13 protein-coding genes are annotated in these 16,805 nt (G+C 63.8%); 10 read left to right on the top strand and 3 right to left on the bottom strand.

From position 1 onward, the window contains the following. The first annotated feature begins 172 nt into the window (after positions 1-172). The 5 genes from ACZ1JV_RS03140 to ACZ1JV_RS03120 all read left to right on the top strand — a co-directional run bounded on the left by ACZ1JV_RS03140 (position 173) and on the right by ACZ1JV_RS03120 (position 7,140). Positions 173-1,486 carry a Rieske 2Fe-2S domain-containing protein gene (locus ACZ1JV_RS03140; protein ID WP_465140185.1) on the top strand — a complete coding sequence of 438 codons (1,314 nt, stop codon included), beginning with the start codon at positions 173-175 and terminating at the stop codon, positions 1,484-1,486. Positions 1,487-1,635: 149 nt separating this feature from the next. Continuing rightward, positions 1,636-2,568: a PDR/VanB family oxidoreductase gene (locus tag ACZ1JV_RS03135; RefSeq protein WP_465149529.1), complete on the top strand. Its 933-nt coding sequence runs from the start codon at positions 1,636-1,638 to the stop codon at positions 2,566-2,568. 78 nt (positions 2,569-2,646) lie between these two features. Then, positions 2,647-4,002, top strand: coding sequence for an MFS transporter (locus ACZ1JV_RS03130; protein WP_465149528.1), 1,356 nt, complete (start codon positions 2,647-2,649; stop codon positions 4,000-4,002). After that, positions 3,999-5,627, top strand: coding sequence for a GMC family oxidoreductase (locus ACZ1JV_RS03125; protein ID WP_465149527.1), 1,629 nt, complete (start codon positions 3,999-4,001; stop codon positions 5,625-5,627). The genes ACZ1JV_RS03130 and ACZ1JV_RS03125 overlap by 4 nt, the downstream gene beginning before the upstream one ends. 28 nt (positions 5,628-5,655) lie before the next feature. After that, positions 5,656-7,140 carry an aldehyde dehydrogenase family protein gene (locus tag ACZ1JV_RS03120; protein ID WP_465149526.1) on the top strand — a complete coding sequence of 495 codons (1,485 nt, stop codon included), beginning with the start codon at positions 5,656-5,658 and terminating at the stop codon, positions 7,138-7,140. 6 nt (positions 7,141-7,146) lie between these two features. On the opposite strand, the gene ACZ1JV_RS03115 is transcribed toward ACZ1JV_RS03120, so the two are convergent. Further along, positions 7,147-8,379 carry a LysR family transcriptional regulator gene (locus ACZ1JV_RS03115; RefSeq protein ID WP_395397922.1) on the bottom strand — a complete coding sequence of 411 codons (1,233 nt, stop codon included), beginning with the start codon at positions 8,377-8,379 and terminating at the stop codon, positions 7,147-7,149. 143 nt (positions 8,380-8,522) lie between these two features. Between ACZ1JV_RS03115 and ACZ1JV_RS03110 the strand changes: the two genes are divergently transcribed. Continuing rightward, positions 8,523-9,662: an acyl-CoA dehydrogenase family protein gene (locus ACZ1JV_RS03110; RefSeq protein WP_465149525.1), complete on the top strand. Its 1,140-nt coding sequence runs from the start codon at positions 8,523-8,525 to the stop codon at positions 9,660-9,662. Positions 9,663-9,709: 47 nt separating this feature from the next. Here the strand turns inward: ACZ1JV_RS03110 and ACZ1JV_RS03105 are convergent, their stop codons facing one another. Together ACZ1JV_RS03105 and ACZ1JV_RS03100 are read right to left on the bottom strand one after the other, a co-directional pair. Beyond that, entirely contained in the window at positions 9,710-10,900 is a 1,191-nt protein-coding gene (locus ACZ1JV_RS03105) for a CaiB/BaiF CoA transferase family protein (protein ID WP_465149524.1), read from the bottom strand. 69 nt (positions 10,901-10,969) lie between these two features. Then, the gene (locus ACZ1JV_RS03100; RefSeq protein WP_465149767.1) at positions 10,970-11,782 is read right to left on the bottom strand and encodes a FadR/GntR family transcriptional regulator; all 813 of its coding nucleotides are present in this window, start codon (positions 11,780-11,782) and stop codon (positions 10,970-10,972) included. 85 nt (positions 11,783-11,867) lie between these two features. Between ACZ1JV_RS03100 and ACZ1JV_RS03095 the strand changes: the two genes are divergently transcribed. The 4 genes from ACZ1JV_RS03095 (at position 11,868) to ACZ1JV_RS03080 (ending at position 16,563) form a co-directional block, all read left to right on the top strand. Then, positions 11,868-12,626, top strand: a complete 759-nt coding sequence (locus ACZ1JV_RS03095; protein WP_465149523.1) for an electron transfer flavoprotein subunit beta/FixA family protein — start codon at positions 11,868-11,870, stop codon at positions 12,624-12,626. Between the two features lie 28 nt (positions 12,627-12,654). Further along, the gene (locus ACZ1JV_RS03090; protein WP_465149522.1) at positions 12,655-13,584 is read left to right on the top strand and encodes an electron transfer flavoprotein subunit alpha/FixB family protein; all 930 of its coding nucleotides are present in this window, start codon (positions 12,655-12,657) and stop codon (positions 13,582-13,584) included. Positions 13,585-13,621: 37 nt separating this feature from the next. Further along, a complete protein-coding gene (locus ACZ1JV_RS03085; protein ID WP_465149521.1) occupies positions 13,622-15,271 on the top strand; it encodes an electron transfer flavoprotein-ubiquinone oxidoreductase in 1,650 nt (549 codons plus the stop codon). Between the two features lie 251 nt (positions 15,272-15,522). Further along, positions 15,523-16,563, top strand: coding sequence for an IS110 family RNA-guided transposase (locus ACZ1JV_RS03080; protein ID WP_465149520.1), 1,041 nt, complete (start codon positions 15,523-15,525; stop codon positions 16,561-16,563). The last annotated feature ends 242 nt before the right edge of the window (positions 16,564-16,805 follow it).

The following is a 16,805-nucleotide window of genomic DNA, read 5'->3' as shown; positions in this document are numbered from 1 at the left end:
GGCAATAGTTTCATCCCGGTTTTCGAATGGTAAGACCATATTCCGATTGGGGTTGGCGGAAATCTGCGGGTAGCTCGAAAGGGCAAACGAGAACCGCCACCCCCGCACCTGAAGGACAGGCTTCAAGAGGAGGGTCGAGGCGATCGAAGACGACCAAGGAAGAGCCTGAACCATGCAGCCACAAGACAGCACCGACCTCACCCGCGTTGGCCCCGGAACGGTCATGGGATCGTTCATGCGCCAGTACTGGATGCCTGCCTGCCTCTCCTCCGAAGTGAAGGCAGATGGCGATCCCGTGCGCCTGATGATCCTGTGCGAAAAGCTGATCGCCTTCCGCGACAGCTCCGGCCGCGTCGGCATCATGGACCACCGCTGCCCGCACCGCTGCGCCTCGCTCTTCGTGGGCCGCAACGAGCAGAACGGCATCCGCTGCGTCTATCATGGCTGGAAGTTCGACGTGGACGGCAAGTGCGTGGACATGCCCTCGGTGCCCGCCCGGATGGATTTCAAGGAAAAGGTCCACGCCAAGGCCTACAAGACCCACGAGGCCAATGGCCTCATCTGGGTCTACATGGGTGAGAACCAGGCCAGCCCGCCGCCGCTTCCCGATATCGAGGCGACCATGCACCCCGATGCGGAGATCTGGTGCCTCCAGCGCGACTGCAACTGGCTTCAGGCGCTGGAAGGCGACATCGATACCAGCCACGTCGGCTTCCTCCACGTCGGCTCGATCGAGGCGGACGATCTCGACGAAGATCACCCGATGCGCCCGACCGTGCTGAACCGCGCGCCGGAGTACGAAGTGCTCCAGTCGGACTGGGGCGTCATGTACGGCGGCTATCGCCCCAACGACGATGGCCAGATGTCATGGCGTGTGGCGCACTACATGTTCCCGTTCTGGACGCAGACGCCCAATAACCGCTTCACTACGCGCGCCATCGCCCGCGCCTGGGTGCCGATGGACGACGAGCATTCGATGCTGTTCGACATCACCTGCGGCGTCGACGCCGGCAACCCGGCCTATACCTCCACGCTCAAGGACGGCACCCCGCTGTTCGGCCCGCTGGAATATGCCCCCCAGACCACCGACTGGTTCGGCCGCTGGCGCTCACCCGACAGCGAGGCCAACGACTGGGCGATCGACCGCGAATCCCAACGCAACGGCACCCAGTTCACCGGCATCGCCAATATCACGATGCAGGACCAGGCCGTGACCGAGAGCATGGGCCCGATCACCGATCACAGCTTCGAGAACCTGGCCCCGACCGACCAGATGATCGCCCGCGTCCGCCGCCGCGCCCTGATCGCCGCTCGCGCCTTCGTCAACAAGGGCGTGGTGCCGCCGGGTGTCGAAGATCCTTCGATCTTCTACCGCGCGCGCGCCGGATCGTTCCTGCACGATCCGCAGGACAGCCTGCAGAACGCGTATGAGTCCGCGCTTGCAAGGGCCGTTCGCTGGCCCGAAACCGTTGAAGCGGCAGAGTAATGGAAACCGGCGGGATAGTGCGATCCATGCACCGTCCCGCCAGAAAGAAAAGGACAGAGGGTGACGAGACGCATGAGGGTCTCCCACGGGCGCCGATCCATCGCGCACCGGGGCGACCACCGGACGCATCGTGCCTCAAGGAGAGTGTGATGCAGGCATTCATTCGGACCATCCGCTGGGAAGCGGAAGGCATCAATTCCTACGTGCTCGAACCCGTCGGCGGCGGCCTGCTGCCTGCTTTCGAACCGGGCGCGCATATCGACGTTCAACTGAAGCCGGGCCTTGCCCGCAGCTACTCGCTGGTCAACGATCCCGCCATTCGCGGCTACTACGAGATCGCCGTCCATCACGCGATCGACAGCCGCGGCGGCTCGAAGCACATCCACCAGGAATGGCGCGTGGGCGACCGCGTGGAGATCTCGGAACCAAAGAACAACTTCCCGATGGTCGAGGATGCATCGCATACCGTGCTGATCGCGGGCGGCATCGGCATCACCCCGATGCTGCCGATGATCGCCCGCCTCGAAAAGCTGGGCCGGACCTGGGAACTGCATTACGTCGCCGCCACGCCCGAACGCGCCGCCTATGTCGAGCGGATCGAGGACCACGACCGCGTCAACGTCGTCTATGACGGACTGCCCGGCGCGCAGCGGCTCGACCTTGCCGCGATCTGCGCCGCCGCACCGGCCGACGCGCATCTTTATTGCTGCGGCCCGAACGGCATGCTCGATGCTTTCGTCGCGACCAATGCCGCGCGGCCCAAGGGCCATGCCCATATCGAGTACTTCTCGGCCGAGACCGAACTGGCGACCGAGGGCGGCTACACGCTCGAACTCGCGCGCAGCGGCAAGACGCTGATGGTGTGCGAAGGCGAGACCATGCTGGATGCCCTGCTCGGTGCCGGGGTCGACGTTGGCTTCGCCTGCTCGGAAGGCGTCTGCGGCACTTGCGAGGTCAAGGTTCTGGGCGGCATTCCCGACCACCGCGACCACTTCCTGAGCGAAGACGAAAAGGCCGCCAATCGCTCGATCATGGTCTGCTGCTCGGGCGCGAAGACGGCCAACCTCGTCCTCGACATCTGAAAGCTCGGCCATCGACAGCGGGATTGGCCATCCCGGCGAGAACAAAAAGGGGCAAAGACCCCATGAAGAGGAGAAGCTGTGGCGATCATCGCGACAGACCGGGACGCGAAGGGCTTGCTGGACGACGCACCGATGTCGTCCTTCCAGGTATGGACGGTCCTGATGATAGCGGCGACCGTCGTACTGGACGGTCTCGACAACCAGATGCTGGGGCTCGCCGCCCCGTCGCTGCTCAAGGAGTGGGCGATCGGGCGTGACGCGCTTGGCGTGGTCTTCGCGATGGGCTTCGTGGGCATGGCGATTGGAACCCTGGCGGCCGGCTACATCGGCGACCGCTTCGGCCGCCGCGGCGCCCTCTTAGCAGGCGTCGTCCTGTTCGGCGTGGCAACGCTGCTGACCGGCACGAGTACCAGCCTCTGGCACATCGCTCTCCTCAAGACGCTGGCCGGCGTCGGCCTCGGCGGCGTGCCCGGGACGGCCAGCGCGATGATCGCCGAATTCACGCCGACCCGCTGGCGCAGCGTGGCGGTGACGTTCGGGGTCGTCTGCGTCTCGATCGGCGGCATCCTCGGCGGGATCGCCGCGGCAGCCGTGCTGCCGGTGCTGGGCTGGCGCTGGCTGTTCTACCTCGCCGGCATTGCGACCATCGCCTTTACCGTGTTGCTCCACTTCATCCTACCGGAATCGCCGCGTTTTCTCGAAAGCCGTCCCGAACGGCGGGCTCAATACGAGCAGCTGATGCGCCGGATCGGCCACGCGCCCCTACGGGGTGGCCACGCCACCATGGAAATGGCAGAGAACGTGCCGTTTACCGAGCTCCTGCAAGGGCGTCTGCTGCGCGACAGCCTCGCCCTTTCGCTAGCGATGTTCTCCGGCATGTTCATGATCTACCTCATGTTCAACTGGTCACCGACGTTGCTGTTCTCCTCCGGCTTCAGCCTGGCCTCGGCCAGCCTGGGCCTCACCAGCTTCAACCTCGGCGGCACGCTGGGTGCGATCGGCGCTTCGGTGGCGATCATGCGCTTCGGCTCACGCCCAACGCTCATCCTGATGGCGCTGGTCGGTGTGACGGCATGCCTCTTCCTCGCCTTCCTTAAGACCAGCGGGGGCAGCAACGAGACCGCCATGCTGGCGGGCCTCGGTGCGCTGGGCCTCTTCGCCAGTGCCGCACAGTCGGCGATGTTCGCGGTGGGCGCCCATGCATTCCCGACAGCGGTGCGCGCACGCGGCCTGGGCCTGATGGGCGCCGCCGGTCGCGCCGGGGCCATCGTCAGTTCAGTGGCCGGTGCGAGCCTGATCGGCGGCGGCAATTTCCTGTTCTTCGGCATTCTGGCCGCACTCATGCTGGTCAATGCCTTGGGTTTCATCGCCGTGCGCGGGCATGTCCCGCCGCTCGGCCGCTCCGCACTCGGCCGCAAGGAAATGACCGCGTGAACGACAGCTTCGACTATATCGTGATCGGCTCCGGCTCGGCCGGAAGCTTGATGGCCAATCGCCTCTCCGCCGATCCCGGCAATCGCGTCGCCCTGATCGAGGCGGGACCATCCGACCGGAAATGGCCAGTAAACTTCAAGACCGTCATGCCGGTCGGCAACATCTTCCTGCTGCCAAGCGATCAGACCAACTGGAAGCAGTCCCTGAAGGGCAATGCGGCCGTCGGCAATCGGACGATCAACTTCCCGCGCGGCAAACTCCTGGGCGGATGCAGCGCGATCAACGGCGGCGTCTACATCCGCGGCCAGAAGGAAGACTACGACGCCTGGGAGGCCGCCGGAAACCAGGGCTGGTCCTACGAGGACGTGCTGCCTGCGTTCAGAGCGGTCGAGAACTATGCCGGGCCGGACAAGCCGTGGCACGGCAAGGGCGGCGAACTCGATGTGCAAAAGCCGCGTTCTTACAATCCGGTCACCGGCGCCATACTCGACGCCGCCGAACAGGCCGGACACTATCGTAACGACGACTTCGCCGGAGAGCGCAAGGACGGCTTCGGCCGCTACGACCTCAACCAGCGCAAGGGCACCCGCCTTTCCAGCGCGCGCGCCTTTTTGCACCCTGCGCTTGGGCGCCCCAATCTGACCGTGCTCGACGAGACCCTCGTCCGCCGCATCGTGTTCGACCGGGGCCGCGCAACCGGGATCGAGATCGAGCGCGAAGGCGTTCGCAGCTTGCTCAATGCCCGGCGCGAGATCGTGCTCTGCGCAGGCGCGACCAATTCGCCGCAATTGCTGATGCTCTCCGGCATCGGCCCGGCGGACCATCTGCGCGAAGTGGGCATTGAGCCGCTCCACGACCTTCCGGGCGTCGGCGCGCATCTTCAAGACCATCCCACGGTCCATGTCGCGATGGAGAACCCAAGCGGGGAATCCTACGCCGTCTCGGCCAAGTCGTTGCCGCGCCTCCTTGCCAGCCCGTTGCAATATCTTGTCAGCCGCACCGGCATGCTGGCGTCCAACGTAGCGGAATGCGGGGGTTTTCTTTGTACGGATAGCAGCGGCCGGCCGGACATCCAGATCACGTTCCTCGTCGGCCTGAAGCTCGACGCCCGCGCCATTCCGCGCCGCCATGGCTACATGGGGCTCGTCCAATTGCTCCGCCCGCGCAGCGCCGGATCAGTGCGTCTTGCCAGCAATCGGGCCGAGGACAAGCCGGTAATCGATCCCAACTTCTTCGCCGATCCCTACGACATGAAGACGCTGATCGCGGGTTTCCGTGAAGCGCGGCACATCTTCGCCCAACCCGCACTTGCCCCCCTCACCGGCGCCGAGATCGAGCCCGGCGTGCAGCATCAGACCGACGCGGAAATCGATGCGGCTCTGCGCAAGATCGTCAATACCGCCTACCATCCAACGGGCACCTGCAAGATGGGCCCGGACTCCGATCCGATGGCGGTAGTCGACGGCCGTCTGCGCGTACGCGGAGTCTCCGGCCTGCGCGTCGTGGATGCCTCCGTCATGCCAGAGATCATCAGCGGCAACACCAGCGCCCCAACCATGATGATCGCCGAACGCGCCGCACGCTTCATCCTTGAGGACGCCGCCGCCTCGAACATCGCCGCCTGACAGGCCCCCCATTTCCAAGGAGTTCGACATGGAACTGACCTCAATAGCCCGCCCCGCCCTGCTCGAAACGATGGAGCAGGACATGCTGATCGGTGGCCAGCGCGTAGCCGCCGCCTCGGGCAAACGGTTCGAGACCCGCAATCCCGCGACCGGCGACCTGCTCGCCATGGTCGCGCAAGGAGATGCCGAGGATGTCGACCGCGCCGTCAAGGCGGCGCGCGCGGCGCTGGAGGGCCCGTGGCGGCGCATGAAGCCCGCCGAACGCCAGCGGATCATGCTGCGCCTCGCCGACCTCGTCGAAGCCCATTACGACGAACTGGCCATGCTCGATACGCTCGACTTAGGCGCGCCGCTATCGCGCACCGTGCTAGGCAAGACGCGCGCCGCTGCGCTGCTGCGTTACTACTCCGGGCAGGCGACGCTGATCGCGGGCGATACGCTCAACAATTCCGCGCCAGGCGATGTGCTGTCGCACACCCTGAAGGAGCCAGTCGGCGTGGTCGCTGCGATCAATCCATGGAACGGCCCGGTCGGCATGGCAGTGTGGAAGACCGGCCCGGTGCTGGCGAGTGGCTGTACGCTGGTGATGAAACCCGCCGAGCAGACCCCGCTTTCGGCGCTGCGCTTTGCCGAACTGTGCCTGGAAGCCGGCGTGCCTGAAGGCGTCGTCAACGTCGTTACCGGGCTTGGAGATGCAGGCGCCGCGCTCTCGGCACATCCGGGCGTAGACAAGATCGCCTTCACCGGATCGACCGGCGTGGGCGAGAAGATCATCAGGGCCGCGGCGCCGACGATGAAGCGCGTGACGGTCGAACTTGGCGGTAAATCGCCCAACATCGTCTTCGCCGATGCCGATCTGGACAAGGCAGTTCCTGCCGCCGCCATGGCCGTTTTCGCCAACTCCGGCCAGATTTGCAGCGCAGGCACCCGGTTGTTCGTCCAATCATCCATCCGCGAGGAGTTCATGGAACGCCTCGCCGCCTTCACCCGCACGATCCGGGTCGGCGATCCCCTCGATCCGCAGACGCAGATCGGCCCGGTCGTCTCGGCGCCGCAGATGGACAAGATTCTCGGCTACATCGACGGAGCACGCAGCGAGGGCGCGCAAGCGCTGGTCGGCGGTGCGCGCCTCGCCGGTCCCGGCTATGACGATGGCTACTTCATCGCGCCCACCATCTTCACCGACGTTCAGGACAGCATGACCATCGCGCAGGAGGAGATCTTCGGCCCGGTGCTATCAGCCTTCAGCTTCGACACGGTCGACGAAGTGCTGGAACGTGCCAACGCCACGCCCTTCGGCCTCGGCAGCGGCGTCTGGACGCGGGATCTTGCGACCGCGCACCGCATGGCACGCGGCATCCGCGCCGGTTCGGTCTGGGTGAACTGCTACCAGATGCTCGACCCCGGCGTGCCCTTCGGCGGGTTCGGGGTCAGCGGCTTTGGCCGCGAGTCCGGCCCGCATCACATCGAGGAATATCTCGAAACCAAGGCGGTGTGGATCAACCTCGACTGATCCCGGTCAGACCCAGCCCGATGCGCGCAAGTCGGGCTGGGTGAAGTCGGATCGGATCTGTGCGGCGCTTTCCTTGAGCAATTCCAGGAAACGCCGCTGAATCGCGGTGGGCCGCCAACTGCGCCGGGTGGTAATGCCGACAACGCGGCGACTGTGTTCGAGCGGTGCGCCGATCTGCGTCAGAAGCCCGCTGCGGATCTGCAGCGCAACCTGATCGGGAGAGAGCAGCGTCAGGAAATCGCCGTCGGTCAGCAGGCGGCCGATGATCATCACCGAACCGCATTCGATGGGAGTGGGCGGCAGCGCCCTTCCCTCGAACAGTTCCTGCCACTGCTCACGCAGCGGGGAATTGGCCGGTGCCACGATCCACGGAAACGCCGAAAGCTGCTCCATCGTCGGCCGCTCCACGCCCGCGAGCGGGTGCTGGCTTCCGGCCGCAATCACCAGGCGATCTTCCACCAGCGGCATCTGGTAAAGGTCGGCAATCTCGTAAGGCCGCAGCGCCCCCACGACCATGTCGATCACGCCGTCGCGCAGCGGCTCCACCAGTTCGCGCCAACTGCCTTCCAGCACCTTGAACGCCGCGCGCGGTTCTTCGCGGGCGAGCCCGGCCATGGCGGCCGGGGCGAGATAGGGCCGCGCCAGCGGCAGCGCGCCGAATGCGATCAATTCGCTGCCGCTGCGGCTGTCCAGCCCCAGGTCGGCAATGGCGGCGGCAATTTCGGCACTGGCAAGACGGGCTCCGCGCGCCAGCTTCTTTCCCGCCGGATTGAGCCAGACCACCCGCCCCCTGCGTTCAAGCAGCTTGCCGCCGATCATATGCTCCAGATCGCCGACCGCGCGATGCACGGCCGTCTGCGACAGGCCGGTGGTCTGTGCGGCCGCGGAAAAACTCCCCGCTTCGGCTAGGGCCATGAAAGCGCGCAGCTGAGTCATCGTCATCAGCCGTTCGGGATGCGCGAAAACCGCAGAAAGCCCCTTGGCCGCCGTAGAAAGGTGATCGAGCGCCAAAGTGGCACGCTCGATAACGATCTCGCCCATCGGCGTCACGACCATGCCTCCCGAGCGGCGCTCGAACAGCGTGTACCCGAACTGCTGCTCCAACTTGGCAAGGCCCTGAGTCAACGCCGGTTGTGAAAGGCTGACGACATCGGCCGCAGCGGTGATGCTGCCGTGTTCGCGGATCGCGAGAAGGGCTCGCAGATGCCGCAGGTTCAGGTCGAACGGATCGGTCGTCATGGACTTCCTTGGTCTACGCCATGGGGGCCCCGGCTCCAAGCCAGGAAAAATCGCATGGACGGCCTATATATTGAATGGTACGACCATTAGGTCAATGACTCGCGATGGGTATTGCCCGTTCATGCCAAGAGGAGAGGCTTTCCGTGGATTTCGAACTTCCCGAAGACGTCCGGAACATCTGTGACGTTACCCGCGACATCGTTCGCGACCTGTTGCCGCTGGAACAGCAGTTCGTGGAGACCGGCGAAGTTCCGCCGATCGTGCGCCAGACGCTGATCGATAATGGCTATTTCGGCATGGCCCTGCCGGAAGAATACGGCGGTCTCGGCCTTGGCGCACTGGCGCAAGCGGCAGTGCAGATCGAGTTGGCGCACCTGCCTCCCCAGTTCTGGACCGAATTGCGCCCGCTGATGGGCCCAGGCGCCAAGAACATCATCTATCACGCCAGTGAAGCCCAGCGCGAACACCTCCTGCCCGGCATGGCCACCGGCGAAATCGGCATCGCCTTTGCGCTGACCGAGCCGAACTCCGGCTCCGACCCGGGCTCCATGCGAACGACCGCCGTCCGCAACGCCGACGGTTGGGTGATCAACGGCAGCAAGACTTTCATTTCAAACGGGAAGAAGGCCAAGTACGTCATCGTCTATGCCTATACCGACAAGTCGGCAGGTTCGCGCGGCGGTATCTCGGCCTTTCTCATGCCCGCCGATACGCCGGGGTTCTCGGTAACCGGCACGATCGAACTGATGGGCACGGCCACGCCGGGCGTGTTCGAACTGAGCTTCGACAATTGCCAGGTCCCCGCCGATGCCTTGCTCGGCGAAGAGGGCCAGGGCTTCCGCTATGCGCTGGAAGGTCTCAACGAAGGCCGCATGAACGTCGGCGCGACGGCGGTGGGCATGGGCGAATTCGCGCTCCAACTCGCCATCGAGGAATCGAAGCAGCGCCCTGCCTTTGGCGGCGTGATCTCGGACTTCCAGGCGATCCGCCACTACATCGCGACCATGGCGACCGACATGCGCGCCGCGCGGCTGATCCTGCTCGATGCCGCTTGGCGCTATGACCAGGGCGACAAGCGCCGTGAACTCGCCTCGATGGCCAAGCTGTTCGCGACCGAGGCGGGCAGCCGCACGGTCGATACGGCCGTCCAGATCTTCGGCGGCACCGGCTACTGCCGCGGCTTCGCGGTGGAGCGCCTCTACCGCGACATTCGCATTACGCGGATCTACGAGGGTTCTTCGGAAATTCAGCGCAATACCATCGCGAAGGAACTGCTTCGCTGACAAGTCAAAGGGCAGGGAACCGGTCCCTGCCCTTCCTCCATCTCGTCCTAAATGATCTGGCCGTTGGCGCGCAAAGCGGCAATCGCCTGTTGGTCCAACCCAAGCTCCCCACATAGCACCGCTTCGCCGTGCTCCCCCAATCCGGAAACCAGTGAACGCGCCTGCGCCCGGCTTGCACTCATAGTGAAGGGCGGATTGGGAACGAGGTAGCTACCGGCCGCATCTTCAACCCTCGACATGGCACCGCGCGCAGCAAGTTGAGGATCGGCAAGAACTTCGTCCATCTCGCGATATCGCCCGCAAGGAACTCCGTGGCGCGAGAGAACGTCCTCGGCCTCCGCCGACGAGCGCCCGGTGGTCCATTCCTCCACGAGCGAAAGCATGGTTGTCCAGTTCGCATTGCGATCGGCATTGGTCAGGAAGCGCGGATCTTCGCGCCATTCCGGGTGGCCCACCGCCTCGGTCAATTGCTCGAAGTTCTTGGGGCTGGTCGGCGCCACCATAACGAAACCATCTTGCGTTCTGAGCGGCGTGTAGAGCGGTCGTCTGGGACCGCCCGGAAATTGCGCTTCCTGCGTCTCGAATACGAGCATGCCCACCATTGCTTCCAGCATCGAAAGGTCGATGTACTGGCCCACACCGGCGCGTTCGCGTTGATAGAGCGCTGTCTGTATCGCGCCGAACGCATGCGTTCCGCCCAAAACGTCAGCCACGAAAATGCCCGATGTGGCGGGCCGGTTGGCATCGTCCTGATAGTGCAGATTGACCATGTCGAAGCCGCTGGCCGCGTGAATCACCGGCGCATAGGCCGGAAAGTTCGCCTTGGGGCCCTGCTGGCCATACCCGGAGATCGAGCAATAGATCAGGCGTGGATTGATCTGCGCGAGTGTCTCGTAATCGAGCCCGAACCGCTTCATCACGCCGGGCCGGAAATTCTCGACCACCACGTCGTAATCTGCCGCCAGACGGTGGATGAGATCACGGATTTCGGGCGATTTGAGATTACACGCCAGACTGCGCTTGCCGGCATTGAGATGGCCAAAATAGGCAGAACGACCTTCGCGCAACGGCGGCCTTGCGCGCACCTGATCGCCTTCCAGCGACTCGATCTTGAGCACATCCGCGCCCAGATCAGCCAGCATCCGCGTGGCGAACGGCCCTGCCATAACCGATGTGAAATCCAGTACACGCACGCCCGCAAGCGCGTCGCCACCCTCCTGCTTCGGGTTTCGATCCATCCTCGCCACTCCAATAGGACATAATATTTAATGGTCCTACCTTTTGCACTGGAGTCGAGACGGGGTCAATCATTCGCTGGATGACGCGCCTTTGGCGCGCTTTCGCGGAGCGCTCCCCTGCGCCTTGATGTTCTTGCGAACGTGTCGATAGACGCGCTCCAGATGCTTGCGCATTTCCTCCGCCGCAGCTTCGGCATCGCGAGCCCGCAGGAAGCGGATCAGCTTGAAGCGGGATTCGATCAGGGTTTCCTGCAAGGTTTCGTAACCGGGCCCGCGCACGAATTCGTGAAGGATGCCGGAAAGGGAATCGACGAAGATTCCGAACATGCGATTGCCCGTCGCGCGGGCAAGCACGTCGTAATAGGCAGCAGCACATTCGTAGCGCGCCTCCACCGAGGTTTCCTCTCGCGTACGCTCCGCGATCGCTTCCAGTTCGGCAAAATGCTCCTCGGTTCCCCGCTCGCAGGCAAGGCGCACGACGATATCCTGGATGGCGATGCGCGCCTCGGTCAACTCATCGAGTGAGATATCGCCCAAGTGGACGTAATCCTGCATGGCCTGGACAATTCGGTCAGGTTCGGCCGACTGGATAACTGCCCCGCCCTTCACGCCTTTGAGGTTGCGAATAATCCCTGCAACTTCCAAACTGCGCAGAGCCTCACGCAGGGCACCTCGGCTGACCTGGAATTGGGCTGCCAATTCACGCTCGGAGGGGAGCTTGTCTCCCGCCTTAAGCGTTCCGGCCGCAAGCTGGCCACGTATCTGCTCGCAGATCACTTCGAACGCGCGCTGCGTTTTGATCGGCGCGAACGCAGGCTTTTCGGTACTTGCTGTGGCCACTGCTCTTCTCTCTTCGGCGATGAATAAGCGTACTCCGATCATCGCCAATTGCGCAATGCCCGGACCACTTGGTTGACAGACAGATACAAAACATTAATGGTCCAACCATTATACAAGGAGTGGAGAGATGAAGATCCTCGTGCCCGTAAAGCGGGTGATCGACTATAACGTAAAGCCGCGCGTGAAGGCGGATGGCACGGGTGTTGACCTGGCCAACGTCAAGATGAGCATGAACCCGTTCGACGAGATCGCGGTCGAAGAAGCTATCCGCATCAAGGAAGCGGGCAAGGCTGAAGAGATCGTCGCCGTCTCGGTCGGCTCGGCCAAGGCGCAGGACACGCTGCGCACCGCACTCGCCATGGGCGCCGACCGCGCGATCCTGATCGAGACCGACGCAGAGGTTGAACCGCTGGCCGTCGCCAAGATCCTCGCGGGCGTAGTCGCCGAAGAGAATCCCGGCCTCGTGATCTTGGGCAAGCAGGCGATCGACGACGATTCGAACCAGACCGGCCAGATGCTCGCCGCGCTGCTGGGCCGCCCGCAGGGCACTTTCGCCAGCAAGGTCGAGTTGGGCGGTGATGTGGGGGGCGACCACGTTGCCGTGACCCGCGAAGTCGATGGCGGTCTGGAGACCGTGAAGCTGGCCCTGCCCGCGATCGTCACCACCGACCTGCGCCTCAACGAGCCGCGCTACGCTTCGCTGCCGAACATCATGAAGGCGAAGAAGAAGCAACTCGATGTGAAGACCGCCGCCGATTACGGCGTCGACATCGCCCCGCGCCTCAAGACCCTCAAGGTCTCTGAACCGCCGGTCCGTGTCGCAGGCGTCAAGGTTGCCGACGTCGATGCGCTCGTCGTCAAGCTCAAGGAACTGGGTGTAGCCTGAGGGCACAGCCCGGGAAGGATTTAGAACGATGAAGACGCTCGTTTGGGTCGAACACGACAACGCGTCGGTCAAGGACGCAACGCTCCACACCGTCACCGCTGCCGCCAAGCTGGGTGAAGTTCACCTGCTGGTCGCAGGGTCAGGCTGCCGCGCCGCCGCCGAAGCCGCCGCGAAGATCGCCGGTGTCGCCAAGGTCCACGTGGCCGACAACGCCGCCTACGAACACGCGCTGGCCGAAAATGTCGCGCCGCTGATCGTGGAACTGATGGGCCACCACGACGCGTTCCTGGCGCCCGCCACCACCACCGGCAAGAACGTCGCCCCGCGCGTGGCCGCGCTGCTCGACGTGATGCAGCTGTCGGACATCCTCTCGGTTGAGGGTGAGAAGACCTTCACCCGTCCGATCTACGCCGGCAACGCCATCGCCACCGTCGAATCGAGCGATGCCAAGCTGGTGATCACCGTGCGCGGCACGGCCTTCGAAAAGGCCGCTGCCGAGGGTGGTTCGGCTGCGATCGAAGACGTCGCCGGTGCCGGTGACGCGGGCCTCTCCAGCTTCGTGGGCGCCGAACTCGCCAAGTCGGAACGTCCGGAACTGACCAGCGCCAAGGTCATCGTCTCGGGCGGCCGCGCGCTGAAGGATTCGGAAACCTTCGAACAGGTCATCATGCCGCTTGCCGACAAGCTCGGCGCCGCCGTCGGTGCCTCGCGCGCGGCTGTCGACGCGGGCTACGTGCCCAACGACTACCAGGTCGGCCAGACCGGCAAGATCGTGGCTCCCGAAGTCTACATCGCGGTCGGCATCTCGGGCGCGATCCAGCACCTTGCGGGCATGAAGGACTCCAAGACCATCATCGCCATCAACAAGGACGAGGACGCGCCGATTTTCCAGGTCGCCGATGTCGGCCTCGTGGCGGATCTGTTCAGCGCCGTGCCGGAACTGACCGGCAAGCTCTGAGCTATATTGCTCCGATCCCTTTTCGAGGCACAGCAGCATGATTGAACGTGAAGAGATGCCTTACGACGTGGTGATCGTCGGCGGTGGGCCTGCCGGCCTGTCCACGGCGATCCGGCTCAAGCAGGTCGATCCCGAACTGGCTGTTTGCGTGCTGGAAAAGGGCTCGGAGATTGGCGCGCACATCCTTTCGGGTGCGACTATCGATCCCAAGGCGCTCGACGAACTGCTGCCCACCTGGCGCGAAGACGGTTGCCCGCTGGCCGAAACGCCGGTGACGGACAATCTGCACTGGCACCTGACCAAGAAGAAGAAGTTCGCGCTGCCGCACTTCATCCAGCCGCCTTTCATGTCGAACGACGGCAACTACACCGGATCGCTGGGCAACCTCTGCCGCTGGCTGGCCGAACAGGCCGAGGCGCTGGAGATCGAGATTTTCCCGGGCTTCCCGGCGGCCGAGATCCTCTACGACGACAACGGTGCCGTCATCGGGGTGCAGACCGGCGACATGGGGGTCGACCGTGAAGGCAATCCGAAGGGTGACTTCCAGCCGGGCATGAACCTGCTGGGCAAGTACACCGTGTTCTGCGAAGGCGCGCGCGGCCACCTGACCAAGCGGCTCAAGGAAAAGTACGACCTTGAGGCGAATTGCCAGCCGCAGATCTACGGCCTGGGCATCAAGGAACTGTGGGACATCGATCCCGCCAAGCACGTTCCCGGCCGCGTGATCCACACGCAGGGCTGGCCGCTCAGCGAGAACAATGCCTGGGGTGGCGGTTTCCTCTATCATCAGGCGAACAATCAGGTCGCGCTCGGCTTCGTTACCGCGCTCGATTACAAGAATCCCTACGTCTATCCGTTCGAAGAATTCCAGCGCTGGAAGCAGCACCCGGAAATCCGTGCGATTCTGGAAGGCGGCAAGCGCGTCGCCTACGGTGCGCGCGCGATCAACGAGGGTGGCTGGCAGTCGGTGCCGCAGTTGGCCTTCCCGGGCGGCGTGCTGGCGGGTTGCTCGGCCGGTTTCGTCAACGTGCCGCGCATCAAGGGCACGCATACCGCGATGAAGAGCGGCATGCTGGCGGCCGAGGCGATTGCCGCGGCGATCAAGGCTGGCCGTGAGCAGGATGCGCTGACCGAATACGACACGGCCGTGCGCGAAAGCTGGATCGCCAAGGAACTGAAGCTCGTCCAGAATGCCGAGCCGATGGTGGCGAAGTGGGGCGGCGAGCTGGGCACGATCCTGGCGGGAGCCGACATGTGGCTGCGCACGCTGTTCGGCTTCGGCCTGGCCAAGCCGATGAAGCATCACACCGATGCCTCGTGCACGCAGCGCGCCGATCTCTATAAGCCGATCGCCTATCCCAAGCCGGACGGCGTGATCAGCTTCGACCGTCTGACCAGCGTGTCCTACTCGTTCACCAATCACGAGGAAGACCAGCCGGTCCACCTGAAGCTGAAAGACCCCACGGTTCCGACCGCGATCAACCTGCCGGTCTATGCCGGGCCAGAGGCGCGCTATTGCCCGGCGGGCGTCTACGAATTCGTCGATCCGGACGGTTCAGGCATGAAACTGCAGATCAACGCGCAGAACTGCGTCCACTGCAAGACCTGCGACATCAAGGACCCGACTCAGAATATCGAATGGGTCACGCCCGAAGGCGGCGGCGGTCCGAACTATCCCAATATGTAGCCATCTTCACTACGCACCGCCGATAACAGTGCCGAACTCGCGTACCCCCTCTGTTGCGCAATTCTGGCTGTGGATCACAGGCCTCGATCGCCGACATCGAAGCCATTCAGGACCAGCCAGCCATTTCGCCATTGCGACCTTTCGTTAGGCTGCTTCGTTCCAAGCGGATGAGGTGGATGGCTCCCGCTCACGGCATCTGAGTGCCAAGATGGGTTTGCTGTCAATGCAACCCCAGCAAGGAGCCACCCGCCATGGAGATTATCACGATCGGCCTGGATTTGGCCAAGAACGTTTTTCAGGTTCACGGTATCAGCGCGACCGGTGAGGTTCTACTTCGCAAGGCGCTGCGGCGATCGCAGATGCTGCCGTTCTTTAAGAAGCTTCCGCCGTGCCTGGTGGGCGCCGAGGCCTGTGGGACATCGCATCATTGGGCGCGCGAATTGACCAGGCTGGGGCATGAGGTGCGGCTGATGCCGGCAGCTTACGTAAAGCCATATATGAAACGCGGTAAGAACGATGCTGCCGACGCCGAAGCGATCTGCGAAGCGGTCACACGTCAGACGATGCGCTTCGTGCCTATCAAGTCACGCGAACAGCAGGCGGCGTTGTCGCTACACCGTGTGCGCAGCCTGTTGATTAAACAGCGCACACAGCTCGTCAACATGATGCGCAGCGTGCTCGCCGAGCAGGGTATCGCCATCCCGGTCGGGATCGTGAAGGCACTGCAGATGGCGCGGGAGATCGTTGACGGTGAGGCCGAACTCGATCTGCCGGCCGAGGCGACGAACGTCGTCGCCATGCTGGCAGAGCAGCTTCTTCAGCTTCACGCCCAGTTGCGCAAGCTCGACCTGCGTCTCGTCGCTCTGCAGCGGAGCGACGAGCGGGCCCGGCGTCTGGCCACGATCCCTGGTATCGGGCCGATCGGCACGACCGCGCTCTCCGCGTCGGTGACCGATCCAAGCCAGTTCTCGTCAGGACGTCAGTTCGCTGCTTGGCTAGGACTGACCCCGCGGCAGAGCTCGAGTGGCGGCAAGGACCGCTTAGGGCGCATTACCAAGATGGGCGACAGATATCTCCGGCAGCTCCTTGTCGTCGGCGCAACCGCGCTGGTCCGATACGCCAAGGAGAAACCCGGCACGGTCGATCCGCGCTTTGTCGCTCTGCTCGCCAGAAAGCCTGCGCGCGTCGCCTCAGTCGCCATCGCTAACAAGATGGCGCGGATTGCATGGGCGGTCATGGCGCGTAGCGGCGTCTTCGAACGCGGGCATGCGCCTATGCTGGCGGCAGCATAGATCAGGAGCTTGGCTGAGAAGATCAGCTTTACGAGGTTGTGAGAGCGAAGGATGTGATGGCAAAACCGGTCGGACCGGAAGCAAGGACAACCCAAGGACAGTCATAGGCGTCATAGCCTGCAAAGCCGATCGGACCTTGTTTGCGGACACCATCAGGGCCAGCAGTCTACACCGACTGCATCAACCGGCCGGACAGACGACTGCGCCCGACCAAAGGCCAGATCATCACTTTACACTTGCAA

The organism is Novosphingobium sp. BL-S-19 (assembly GCF_055521675.1).
The sequence above is the reverse complement of the archived record's forward strand: the minus strand, read 5'-3'. Positions and strand labels throughout refer to the sequence as shown.